The organism is Mesorhizobium sp. WSM3879 (assembly GCF_002294915.1).
In the GTDB taxonomy this organism is placed as follows: Bacteria; Pseudomonadota; Alphaproteobacteria; order Rhizobiales; family Rhizobiaceae; genus Mesorhizobium.
On the sequence record NZ_NSFZ01000016.1, the window covers coordinates 127,241 to 140,319 of the forward strand.

Below are 13,079 nucleotides of genomic sequence, written 5' to 3' on the forward strand. Positions count from 1 at the left end.
AAAAAGCAGCATCGTGCGGTTTGCCGTCGCTTGGAGGGGCAGCGGGCGGTGGGCCGTCTCGCTCGCCGAATCGAACCAGTCGAATCCGGTGCCGAAGTCGAGCGTGCGGGCGTCAGTCGCGCCGCAAGCGGAATGAGCCGGGCTTGTCTTGTCAAGCTCAGCGACGGCGAGGTCAACGGTCGAGCCGCGCGAGTGGCTGGACAGTTCGCCGACATAGCCCTCGGCGATGAGGTCGCCGCGCTCGACCTTCGGATACCATTGCGGATCGGGCGGGCAGCCTTGCCTTGTCCATCTGACCATGTCGGCGACGGCGCGTGCCGGGCGGTAACAGTCGAAGAGGATCAGCGTCAGGCCCTTGGCCGCTATTGCTTTCTGGACGCCGGACAGCGCCTTCGCCGCCGGCGCGGTCAGGATGCAGACCGGCGCTTCGTAGCCGTCGACCTCGCGCTGCAGGAAGTTTCCCAGCCCGGCATAGCGGATGTCCTGGCGAATGGTCGGATCGACATCGGCGAGCCGGACGAATCCGGCGGGCAGGGGGTCGGCGTGGGTGGAGAAGGCAGCCAGGAGAGCCAGTGCCGGGAGGATTATAGCTGCTCCCGCTGAAGGACGGGTGTGCTTCGCAATAAGCCTCGAGAGAAGTGCCTTTCGATCCTTGAAAGGCGCAACGCGCCGAATCGCTTGCCCGCTTCTATTCAACGAAAACCTTCACGCTGGCCGCGCGCCCGGCGGCGTCGATAACGGTGAGCGTCGAATAGCCGGTGCCGTCGGGCTGCCAGGTCGCGGTGCGGCGGCGGTCGATGCCGGCGAGCGGCTTGCCGTTGGCAAGCCAGCGGAAGGGCGCGCGGCCGCCCTGCAGCTTCAGCACAAGCGGCGAAGCGTCCGCAGAGTTGGTGCCGAGGTCGACGCGAGCCCCGTCCGGCGGGAAGACGATGGTGGGCGCCGGTTCGGTCGGCGTTGCCTGCACCAGCCCGTCGGAGCCAGCGCCGAAGCGGGCGAGCGTCACCGGCAACTCTTCGCGTTTAAGATTGAAGACGCCCGGCGGCCGGCCGGGCAGCGGCACGCTCCCCAAACCCGAGCGGACAAAGCCTTCGAACAGGATGGGCGCGGCCGAGACATAGCCGGAGAGGCCAGGTACCGGGCCGGCGTCGGCACGGCCGACCCAGACGCCAAGCACATAGCGGCCGTCGAAGCCAACCGACCAGGCATCGCGATAGCCGTAAGATGTGCCGGTCTTGTAGGCGATGCCGCGCTGGGCCGCACCTTCGGGCGGCTTCACGCCGGACAGGATGTCGTCGATCTGCCAGGCGGCCTGGTCGTCGAGGATGGTGGCGGTGACGCGCCCGGCATTGGCCGGCTCGGTGCCGTCATGCAGCGTGTGCATCTTGCCGCCATTGGCGAGGCCGGTATACAGCTGCACCAGGTCGCGCAAAGTCACGCCGGCGCCGCCGAGGCCGATCGCCAGCCCGGGCGCCTCGTTGAGCGGCAGGACCAGGTTGACGCCGGCCTGGCGGAAGCGCGCCGTGAGCCGCGCGGGACCAACTGCGTCCAGCACCCGGATCGCGGGCACGTTGAGCGACAGCTGCAGCGCCTGCCTGATGCTGACGTCGCCTTGGTAGCCCATGTCGAAATTCTTCGGCCGGTAGCCGCCAAAGTCGGCGGGGCTGTCCTCGATGATCGTCTCCTGCGCCACCAGGCCTTGCTCGAAGGCAAGCCCATAGATGAACGGCTTCAGCGTCGAGCCGGGCGAGCGCACTACTTTGGTCATGTCCATCCAGCCGGATCGGCTGGCGTCGAAGAAATCGGCTGAACCGACTTCGCCAAGAATGTCGCCGGTGCGGGCATCGGCCATCACCATGGCGACGGAAAGCTTTGGGCCGAGCTTCCTGGCGGCCTCTTTCGCCACCTGTTCCAGCCCTTGCTGAACACTGCGGCGGATGGTGAGTTGCAGCGGCTTGCCGGGTTGAGCCTTGGGCAGCATGGCGTAGGACGCATGCGCGGCCAATGCCGGCAGCTTGCGGCGCAGGCCGGAGACGTCGTCGAGCGCGGCGCGCGCTGCCTCTCGTTCGTTGAGCAGACCGGCCGAGACCATGCGGGTGAGCACGCGGTCGCGCGCGGCATGCGCGATGTCGAGGTTGCGGTCTGGCCGGCGCTTTTCCGGCAACTGCGGCAGCGCGACCAAAAGTGCTGCTTCCGATACGGTCAGCCGCTTCGGCTCCTTGCCGAAATAGGCGAGCGAGGCGGCGCGCACACCTTCCAGGTTGCCGCCATAGGGCGCCAGCGTCAGGTAGCGCTCGAGGATTTCGCGCTTGGACAAACGCCGCTCGATCTGGATGGCGCGCAGGATTTGCCTGGCCTTGGAGGCGAGGCTGCGGCTGTCGCGCGGCTCGATCAGACGGGCAAGCTGCATCGAGAGCGTCGAGCCGCCGGAAACGATGTGGCCGCTGGTGGCGAACTGCCCGGCGGCGCGACAAAGCGCCAGCATGTCGACGCCGCGGTGGTCCCAGAAGCGCTTGTCTTCATAGGCGACCAGCATGTCGACGAACTGCTTGTCGACCTGGTCGAGCCGAGTTTCCAGCCGCCAATAACCGTCCGGTGTGGCGAAGGCGCGCAAGAGTTCGCCGTCGCGGTCCTGCACTTCGGTGGAGACCGTCAGCGGCGCCGGGAGCGGCGGCGGGAAGGCGCGGTCGAGCTCCCAGAGAGCGGCGACGGAAAGGGCAAGACAGGCGGCGGAGGACGCTGCCGTTATGGCAGCGCGGCGCAACAATTTTTTGGAGAGCATGGCGCTGCCCCTCACCCTTACCCTCTCCCCGTGAACGACGGGGAGAGGAGGGCGTCAGCGCTGGAGCTTGTCCCTTCTCCCCGTCTTTCACGAGGATAAGGTGCCGGCAGTTGGATGATGGGCAGCGCTATCGACATGTTTGTGATCGCCAGCGTCGGAATACTTACTCCGCCTTGACCTCCATCATGCCGGAGGCGGTGCGGGCCGAATATTGCGGCCGGTACATGTCCTCCACCGTCGCCGCCGGATGGGCATAGGTGCCGGGCGTCACGGCGCGCACGACATAGGCCAGCGTGATGTTGCGGTCGCCGTCGCCTTCGTTGGGATTGAAGGCGGCGACGAAGCGGTCGTCGCGGAACTCCAGATGCGCGGCGTCGGTCTGCGCCAGCCAGGAGAAGTTCGACAACTGAGCGCTGGACACCAGGCTCGGATTGTCGATCTCGAAGCCGGCCGGCAACAGATCGGTGATCAGCAGGCGCGAGGGCCATTTGTTCTGCTCATAGACCTTGAGCACGACCACATAGCGTTCGTTCTGCCTGGCCTCGGTGATGTTGGCCTTAGTGCCGTCGAGCCTGTAGTAGGTACGATCGATGGTGAAGCCGTCGCCGCCGGCCGGCAGCGGCTCGACGGGTGCGGCCACCGCGGTGACCACCGCCTGCAGCGCCGTCGTGCCGGTGTTGGCGATGGCGAGCGGGCTGTCGACAAGGTCGTTGCCGGCAACCCGATCGGAATAGCCGCCGGTATGCGGCGCGCCGTTGACGGAAAGCGTGATCGAATTGTTGCCTTCCTTCAGCGCCCTTGCCGCAAGGAGCATCCAGGATTCGTCCTGCGTGCTCGTCCAGCGGGCGTCGGCGCGTTCACGCGCCACCAGCCTGATCAGCTGCGGCACGATGCTCGGCACCGGCTTCGATTCCGCGGCCAGCGCAAGCATCGCCGCGCCGTCACGAAGGGGCGAGCCATAATCGGAGCGATAGTAGTCGTATTCGGTGCTTGCCTGCGCCAGCCGCAAGGCCGTCTGGAAAGTCGCCTCCGAACGCTGGGTGTCGCCATAGAGCGCCAGGCTCGCGGCCAGTTGGGCGACAGCCATCGGGCTGGAGAAGGACTCGAGCTGCGTGTCCGAATAGTAGCGCAGATCGCCGATCGAGGCCTTCTTGTTGCGGGCGAGCACATAGAGCGCGTAGGCGATCTCGCTGCCGCGATCCTGGACGTCCTGGTCATAACCAAGCGAGTTCTGCAGGTTGTTCAGCGCCTGGTTCATCGCCTGAGCCGGCACGTCGTATTTCTGCTCGCGTGCCCGGGTCAGGAACTCCGTGACATAAGCATCGAGCCAGAGATCGCCGGACCCCGGGCCCCAGAGGCCGAAGCTGCCGCTTGATGCCTGGTAGCTCAGCACCTTAGAGACGGCATCTTGGATGCGCCCATGCAGGTCCGGATCGCTCTCCATGCCGATGCTTTTGGCCATGTCGTTGACATAGAGCAGCGGCAAGGCGCGGCTGGTTGTCTGTTCGGCGCAGCCATAGGGGTAGCGATCGAGCGTCATCAAAAGCGAAGGGACGTCGAAGGCGGCTGCCTGCGAGACGCCGATGCTGACCGAAGCACCGTCGAGCACGCTTGCGGCGAGCAGCTCCTTGTCGACGCGCAAGGCTCCGCCGTTGGGCTTCAGGTCGACCACCATGCGGTTGGTGACCGGGAGCTGCGCCGGGCGCACCGGCAGGTAGAGCGTCTGCTCGACCTCCGTTCCGCCGGTATGCGCGAGCTTGACGGTGATCGAAGCGTCGCCCGCCGTCTGCGCGATCAGCGGAAATGAGAGCGCTTGCCGCTTGCCCTGGCTAAGCGTCAGCTTCTCGGGCAGGGGCTTGTCGCCGGTCGAGAGATCGCCGGTCGTGGTGACCGACAGCTTGTAGTCGCCGGCAGGGCCGTCGGTGTCGGCGATGTCGAGACGCATGGTCGCGGCATCGCCAGGCGCCAGGAAGCGCGGCAGGCCGGCGGTGATCACCACCGGATCGCGCACGATGACGTCGGTTTGAGCATGGCCGACGGCCTCTTTGGTCCAGGCGACGGCCATGACGCGCACGGTGCCGTTGAACTGCGGGATGTCGAAATCGATCCGCGCCTTGCCGTTGGCATCGAGCTCGACCGGGCCGGAGAAGAAGGCGACCAGCTTCTCGGTCGGCGGGCTGCCCTGCGACTGCATGTTGGCGCCGTCGCCGCCGGTCCGCAATTTGCCGGTGGTGCCGAGCGAACCGTCGATCAGGCGGCCATAAAGGTCGCGGATTTCAAGACCCAGCATACGCTGGCCAAAAAACCAGCCCTCCGGATCGGGCGCCTTGTAGTTGGTGAGGTTGAGGATGCCGACATCGACGGCCGCGACCATCACATAGGCCTTGCTGCCGGCTTGCGCGCCGCTGACGGCGACCGGGATCGACAGCTGCTGGCGCGGGGCCGTCTTTTCAGGCGGCGTAAGCGCAACAGTGAGCTTCTTCGAACCCGGATCGACGGTCAGCCATTTGACGCCGATGGCGCGGGCCGGCATGCGCGATTCCTGCGCATCGCCGGGCCGGAACAAAGTCGCCGTGACATAGGCGCCGGCTCCCCAGTCGTTGCCGACCGGGATGTCGACGGTGCTGCCGCCGGTCGGCACCGAAGCGGTGACGGTCTTCAACAGCTTCTCGGCGCCGATGGTGACCAGGAGTTCGCCGGCAAAATGCGGCGACACCTTGAGCTTGGCCACCTCGCCAGCGGCGTAAGTGTCCTTGTCGAGAGCGATCTCCAGGCCGTCCGGTGTTTCGGTGGTGGTCGAGGCGACGTACCAGCCGGCGTCGAACTCATAGCTGGTCGCCGGGCCATCGGGGTCGGCCGTCTCGACCTCGAGCCGGTAGCGGCCCCAGTCGACAGGAAGCGACACGGTCGCCTCGCCGTCGGCTTTCAGGTCGATCTGGCCGTTGGCGACGGCCTTGGTGAGGTTCACCGCTTCATAGTTCCAGGAATTGTTCGAACGGTACCACTGGTAATTGCGCTCGACCTTGACCAGCGACCACTGCGCGCCCTTCAGCTCCTCGCGTTTGCCGTTCGGATCGACGGCGATGATGCTGAATTTCGCCGTTCCGCCTTGCGGCACCTCGCCGCCTTCGAAATCCGGGCGGATGCCGATCATCTCCTTTTCCGGATGGACGGCGATGTCGAGCGAGCGCTCGACGGCACGGCCGCCGGCTTCGCGCATGCGGACTGTGACCTTGGCGTTGATCAGCTTGGTCGTGGAGGGCAGTTGGTCGATCGAGACCGGGAAGGTCGCCTTGCCGTCGTCGCCGACGAGGGGAAGGTTGGCCAAAGGCGTCACCGAAGGTTCGGCCGACTGCTCGTCGGCGAGACCGAAGGTGAAGTCCTTGAACCGATCCCAGCTGTCCGTGGTCGACAGCGTCATCTCGCCTTCAAGCGCGAGGCCGGCGGCCGGCGCGCCATAGAGGAAGCGGCCGTCGACGCTGACATTGGCTGTCTCGCCCTGCGCGATTTCCTTCTTGTCGGCCGTCAAGTCGAACTCGATGCGATCCGGCACGAAGTCTTCGACCAGGAACATATGGCTGGCGACCGGTGCCTGCTTGGGATCGGTGTAGATCGACACCGACCAGGTGCCGCGCATGGCGTTAGGCTCGAGCGACAGATCGACGGAATGGGCGCCGGCGGAAGCGCCGTCGCTGACGATACGGCGGTTCTCGACGCCATCGGGTCGGGTGAAGATGAAGGTCAGCGGCAGGTTCTCGACCGCCTTGGCGGCGCCGTCGCGCGCAAGGGCGGCGACATGGACGTCTTCGCCGGCGCGGTAGATGCCGCGCTCGGTCCAGGCATAGACGTCGAGCGCGCCGGGCGCGGCACGCCCGGCAACGCCGCGGTCCGACAGATCGAAACCGGCGCGGCCCATGTCGAGGAAGACGAAGTCGTTGTCGCCCTGCTTGGCCATCAGCACCGCCGGCACCATGCCGCCTTCGCCGCGCGTCAGGCCCGGGTTGAAAACGGCATGGCCCTCGGCGTCGGACGTCGCCGTGCCGAGGATTTCATTGTTCTTGGCAAGCAGCGTCAGTTCGGCGCCGGCAATCGGCTTGGCAGAGCCCAGCGAGCGGGCAAAGACGTTGAGACCGTCCTGGCCGGTATAGGTGGACAGACCGATGTCGGAAACGACGAACCACTGGGTGGCGCGCGAACCATAATCGTCGCTCTTGTCGTCGACCGGCTGGGCGGTCAGCACATAGACGCCGGGCTTGCGCTGCGGGATCGCCTCGTCGACCGGAAAGGAGGTGGTGACCTCCTTGTTGAGGTCGTTGGCGATGTCGAGCGTGCCTTCCCAGACCGGCTCGCCCATCTGGTCGGAAATGGTGGAAATGTCATAGCCGTCGAGCTGATGCAGGAACTGGTAGCCGGACAGAAGCTGCGCCAGCGATCGGTCGCCGATGCGGTAGAGCTTCATCTTGGCGGCGCTCATGTTGACGGTGACGACCGGAATGCCGCGGCGGGCGCCGGCCGGCAGCACGAAGCTGTCGCCGGTGAAGCGGGCGGACGGGGCGCGGTCCTGGACATAGATCGACAGCACGACCGGAGCGGCAATCGTCTCGCCGATCGCGGCCGGCAGACCGGCGCGGAAGGTCACGTCATAGTGCTGGCCATGTTCAAGCCCTTCGACGCAGATCTGCTTGTCCTTGGCTTCGACAGCCTTGGGAGCGGCATTGTCGACGGTGACGAACTGCGAATAGTCGACGCCGGTCTTCACCAAGTCCTCGGAGAACTGGGCGCAGATGCGCGGCGAAGAGGAATCGGCATCGACGGAATGGTCGATGACGCGGAAACCCTTGCGTGCCTTGAGGTCGGCGTAGTCGGCCTGCACGGCTGGCGAGTTCACCAGCGCAAGGCTCGCCTCATAGGCCTGAATGGCCGGCCGGAAAAGGTCGCGCTTGTCGAGGCCGGCGGCAAGCAGCGCCAGCGCCTCGGCGCGGGTCTTTGCCGTGCGCACCAGCTTATAGGCGTTGAAGGCCGCCGAGGTGACGTTTGCCGGCAGGGTAGAGGGTTCGGAGGTGTTGGAAGCCGACTGCACGCCGAGCGTCTCGCGCGCCAGCGCCAGCCAGAGCGCGCCGTCGTCGGGCAGGACGGACAGCGCCGCCTGGTATTTCTGCATGGCCAGGCGATGGTCGCCGGTCAGCGCTGCCTGCTCGGCCGCGGCTTGAAGTGCGGCCAGCCCTTCGGTCGGCTTGTCATAGGCCGGATCGGTCAGCTTGTTGCGGAACTGCTGGGCCTGATCGGCCATCCAGTTGGGGAAGAAGGCAAGTGGAGGCGGCGCGCCGATATCGGGGTCGCCATCGACGTTTGCGACTTTGCCGGCGACTGCGCCGCTGAAGGGTTTCAGCTGATTGTAGTCGGATTTGAGAAAGCACCATTTGGCCTTGGTGTTGTAGGTGAAGGCGCGGCAGGCGGGATCGCCGAGGCACGTGGTCTTGCATTGGTCGAGGCTGACATTCTGGTCGGACCTGAGGTCGAAACCGAAATAGTCGGAATTGTCAGTCGTCACGATTCGCCGGGCTTCGGCCGCTTGCGCGGCCCCGCTCAAGGCAAAGAACAGAAGAATGAGGAACGAGAAACCACGAGCCGCGCGCATTGCCATATCACCCTCCCGACATTGCAGCGTCCGGGCATGATCAAGCATCAAACAGGCTTGTCAACGCCGAACGCGGCAGGTTTTCAACCCGCCAACGGTTTCCATGCCGGCCACAGGCCGGTATTTCGACAGAACCTCCATGGGACAAGGGTTCACGCTTTCTTGCGAAGGCGCAAAAGGTGTGAATTCCAAGCCCGGTCTATTTCAGACAATTGGATTGTGGCCCCTTTACGAGCGTTTCAGAACTTCATTCCAATTTTAGTTTTGTCGTCTAGGTTAGCGTAATGCCGGCGTATGAAACGCAGATGTCAGGAGGGATCGCGCCAGGGCGCGGGCTTCCGCGCGCCCTGCTTTTGGCGCTCGTCTGCGCGGCCATGCTCGCCGGCGAAGCGCGGCCGGCGGCTGCTTTCGAGATTTTCGGCATCAAGCTTTGGGGCTCGTCCAAGGACGAGGATGCCGACATCGTCGATCCGCTGCGCTATTCGGTGACCATTGACGCTCCCGATGCCGACAAGGATCTGGTCAAGAAGCTGGAAGATGCCTCGGCGCTCAAAAATGACGAAGAGCATCCGGTATCGGGGTCGCTCGGCTTGATGGCCAAGGCGCGCAGCGACCGCGAGCAACTCGTTGCCGCCCTTTATGCCGACGCCCGCTACGAGGGCGTGGTCACCATCACCATAGACGGCAAGTCCATCGACGAACTGCCGCCGGACGCCGAATTCAAGGGGCCGCAGCCCATTCCGGTGGTCGTCAGCATTGCCGCCGGGCCGAAATTCACCCTCGGCGACATCAGACTGAAAGGCGACGCGGCCGGCCTGGCGAGCGCCGATTTCGGCCTGATCGCCGGCGGCGACGCCAGTTCGGGTGCCGTGCTCAAGGCCGAAGCGGCGATCGTGCGAGCGCTCAAGGAGGAGGGCAGGCCGCTAGCCAAGGTGACGGATCGCGAGATCGTCGCAGACCATGACACCTCGACGCTCGACGTGACACTGACGGTCGCGGCCGGCCCGGTCGCCGGCTATGGCGACACCACCGTCGAGGGCACCGAAAAGGTCGATCGCGACTTCACCGAATACATGACCGACTTAAAGCGGGGCCAGCAATATTCGCCGCAAGAGATTGACGATGCCCGCGATCGGCTGCTCGGGCTCGAAGTCTTCAACAGCGTGACCATCAAGGAGGGCGAGAGCCTCGACGCCCAAGGTAACATTCCGATCGACGTCCAGGTGAGCGAGCGCAAGCCGCGCTTTTTCGGCGTCGGCGGCACGTTTTCGAACACGGAAGGACTGGGGCTCGAAGGCTATTGGGGCCACCGCAACCTGTTCGGCCAGGCAGAGAAGCTGCGCATCGACGGCTCCATCAGCGGCATCGGCAGCAACAGCATTTCCGCGCTCAACTACAATGCCGGCATCATGTTCGAGAAGCCGGGGGTGCTCGGGCCGACATCGAAGTTCTTCACCGGCGTCAAGACCGTGTTGGAGCACCCCGACGCCTATGACCATTTCTCGGTCAAGGGCGACGTTGGAGTCTCCTACGACCTCGACAAGAGGCAGCGGGTCTCGGCCGAATTCGACCTCGACTACTCGAGGATCACCGACGCCTTCGGCAAGCACACCTATCTGATCGCCAGCATTCCGCTGCAATATGTCTATGACAGCCGCGACAACAAGCTCAACCCGACCAGGGGTTTCCGGGCGCTCGCCTATGCCGAGCCGAGCTACGACATTTTGAACGGCGCGACCTTCCTTAAGTTGAAGGGCGAAGGCTCGGCTTACCAGTCGCTCGATACGGCGAGCAAATTCGTCCTCGCCGAACGCGCCACGCTCGGCTCGATCGTTGGCACCGGGCTGCAGAATGTTCCGGCCGACAGGCGCTTCTATTCCGGCGGCGGCGGCTCGGTGCGCGGCTATGCCTATCAAGGTATCGGCCCGAAGGACATCGACGGCCAGCCGATCGGCGGCCTGTCCCTGTTCGAGAGCTCGGTCGAGATGCGCATGGCCGTCACCGACACGATCGGCATCGTTCCGTTCGTCGATGCCGGCACGGTCTCGACCAAATCCTTCCCCGATTTCTCCGACGTCAAGGTCGGCGCCGGCGTCGGTCTGCGCTATCTTACGCCATTCGGGCCGCTGCGCATCGACGCCGCCGTGCCGCTCAACCGCGATCCGGGCGATCCGCATTTTGGCCTCTATGCCGGCATCGGTCAGGCGTTCTGATGATGAGGATATTCTGGCGCATCCTTCGTATCTGCCTTTACACGCTGCTCCTGCTGCTGGTGGTGGCGATCGGCGCGCTCGGCGTGCTGACCGGCACCGAAGGCGGCCGTCAGAATCTCGCCGGTCTGATCTCGAAGCTGGCCTCGACCGAGGACCGCAAGATCACCGTCAGCGGTATCGAAGGCATCTGGTCCGGTCAGCTCAGGCTCGATCATGTCGTGCTGGAGGATCGCACGGGGCCCTGGCTGGTGGCGCGCAAGGTGGCGCTCGACTGGTCACCGACGGCGCTTTTGTCGCGCAACTTCAACGCCGATCGCATCGAAGCCGAGCGGATCGAGTTGGCGCGGCTGCCACAAGCCGGCCAACAGCCGTCGCAAGGCGCATCGAACAGTCTGCCGGTCTCGATCGACGTCAAAGAGATCGAGCTGCCGGAGATCGCGCTCGGGCAAGAGCTCGCCGGCAGCGGCATTGCCGAACTTGCCGCCAAGGGTTCGCTCAAGGCCGATCCATCGCCGCTGGCGATCGACACGGTGCTCAAAGTCGCCCGCCGCGACGGCAAGCAGGGCAATGTCGACGCCAAGGTCCGTTTCGCGCCGGCCGACAACAAGCTCGACCTCGATCTCAAGGCATCAGAGCCGGCCGGCGGCATCATTGCCAATTTGCTCAAGCTCCCCGATGCGCCGCCCGTCGATATCGTCGTCTCCGGCACGGGGCCGCTCGCCAATTGGAACGGCATCGGCACCTTCGTCGTCGACCGTCAGATCGTCGCCCAGCTCACCGGCCGCCATCAGTTGAGCGACAAGGGCCACTATATCGAGGCCAAAGGCGACGGCGAATTCGAGCGCTTCCTGCCGGAGAAGTTCAAGTCGCTGTTTGCCGGCAAGACGAATTTCGACGTGGCCGGGACGGCGACCACGACAGGTGGGATCGATATCGAGCGCGCAATTGTAGAGAGCGGCGCCGTGCACGGCACGGCCATCGGCAATGTCGACCCGAAGGGCGCCAGCGATCTTGCCGTCGAGCTCTCCGCCAAGGACAAGCCCGTCACCATCGACGTCGGCACCAGCGCGGTGCCGATCCTGGTCGCGGTCGAGAAGGCGACCGCACGCGCCTTTGGCGACGGCAAGGCGCCGATAGTCGACATCGGCACCTCCTTGGCCTCGATCGCCGTCGGCGGCACGCAGCTCAACAATGTGACGGGACAGGTCCATTCCGACGGCTTCGACGTCGCGACCCGCACCGGGCCGGTCAATGTCAAGCTCGCGGCCGCCGGTCTGAAGACCGACGTGGCGACCCTGGCGCCGCTGGTGACGGGCAAGCTAGCCGCCGATCTCGCCGGTTCGATCAGCCGAGACTCCGTAACCGTCGACCAGGGCACGTTGCGCAGCGATGCGCTCAATGCCGCGCTGACCGCCGGCGTCTCGCTCGCCGATCTGTCGATGACGCTGAAAATGAACGCCGACGCCGTATCGAAGGCGCTGCCGCCGCAGATCAGCTCGCTGCTTGGCGACCGGGTGAAATTCTCGGCTACCGCGACCCGGGATCCGGAAGGCGCTTTCGCGGCCAACGAGCTGGAGCTCACCTCGGGCTCGCTCAGCGCCAGCGGCACGGCCAGCGCGCAAGGCTCGGACATCCAGGCAAACGTAAAGGGAACGCTGGGCGATGTATCGGCGCTGTCGTCGCTGGCGGGCACGCCGCTTGCCGGCGGGGTCAATTTCGCGCTGACCGCCAGCGGTCCGCGCTGGGCGCCGGATTTCTCGGTGTCGGCCGACAGCGCGAGCCTGACGGCGGCCGGCCGCACGGTGAAGGACATCAAGCTCTCGGCGAAGGGCAAAGCGGACATCGCCAACCCCTCGGCCGATATCTCGCTGACGGGCAGCGTCGAGGAACAGCCGCTCGACATCGAGGCGTCGTTGGTGACTGCCGCCGGCAAGCGCGCGATCAGGGGGCTCAGCCTTGCACTCGGCGACAACAAGGTTTCGGGCGACCTTGCGCTTGACGAAGCTTTCCTGCCGCTCGGCACGCTGACGCTGGCCGTTCCCGATGTCGGCCCGCTGGCGGCGCTAGGTGGCCAGACGGCGACCGGCGATATCAACGGCACGATCGCCTTCGCCAAGGATGGCGCGGCTCCGAACCTCACCATCAATGCGGCCAGCACATCGATCGCCCGCGGCGAACTGGCGGCGAAAGCGATCACCGTCAACGCGCTGATCGCCAACTATCTCAAGGGTCCGGCAATCTCGGGCACGATCAAGGCCGACAGCGTCACTTCCGGCAGCACGGTGGTCAGCGGTATCGGCATCGACCTGAAGCGCGACGGCGACTGGACCAATTTTTCCGGCGGCGCGACGGCATCCGGAATTCCGGCCACGGCGACCGGGCGCGTGAAGATCGCCGACGGCAAGACCAGCGTCGAGATCGCGTCCGGCGAAGCGACCCTGCGCGGCAT

3 protein-coding genes and 2 pseudogenes are annotated in these 13,079 nt (G+C 65.4%); 2 read left to right on the forward strand and 3 right to left on the reverse strand.

What is annotated here, in order from left to right; genetic code table 11:
- Positions 1-18 precede the first annotated feature (18 nt).
- From CK218_RS26925 to CK218_RS26935, 3 genes and pseudogenes are all read right to left on the reverse strand, one after another.
- Positions 19-696, reverse strand: a pseudogene (locus CK218_RS26925) (M15 family metallopeptidase); the annotation flags it as partial.
- Positions 689-2,779, reverse strand: coding sequence for a penicillin-binding protein 1C (gene pbpC / locus CK218_RS26930; protein WP_095829454.1), 2,091 nt, complete (start codon positions 2,777-2,779; stop codon positions 689-691). The gene pbpC and the pseudogene CK218_RS26925, both read right to left, overlap by 8 nt.
- Before the next feature lie 163 nt (positions 2,780-2,942).
- On the reverse strand, positions 2,943-8,423 hold the full coding sequence (locus CK218_RS26935) for an alpha-2-macroglobulin family protein (RefSeq protein WP_095829455.1): 5,481 nt from the start codon (positions 8,421-8,423) through the stop codon (positions 2,943-2,945).
- 278 nt (positions 8,424-8,701) lie between these two features.
- Between CK218_RS26935 and CK218_RS26940 the strand changes: the two genes are divergently transcribed.
- The gene (locus tag CK218_RS26940) at positions 8,702-10,630 is read left to right on the forward strand and encodes an autotransporter assembly complex family protein (protein WP_095829456.1); all 1,929 of its coding nucleotides are present in this window, start codon (positions 8,702-8,704) and stop codon (positions 10,628-10,630) included.
- Positions 10,630-13,079 (forward strand): annotated as a pseudogene (locus tag CK218_RS26945) (translocation/assembly module TamB); the annotation flags it as partial. The gene CK218_RS26940 and the pseudogene CK218_RS26945, both read left to right, overlap by 1 nt.

Bases quoted from the DNA above. Each gene is read 5' to 3' on its own strand.
- CK218_RS26935 (WP_095829455.1), bottom strand. From the start codon at position 8,423: ATGGCAATGCGCGCGGCTCGTGGTTTCTCGTTCCTCATTCTTCTGTTC.
- pbpC (WP_095829454.1), bottom strand. From the start codon at position 2,779: ATGCTCTCCAAAAAATTGTTGCGCCGCGCTGCCATAACGGCAGCGTCC.
- CK218_RS26940 (WP_095829456.1), top strand. From the start codon at position 8,702: ATGCCGGCGTATGAAACGCAGATGTCAGGAGGGATCGCGCCAGGGCGC.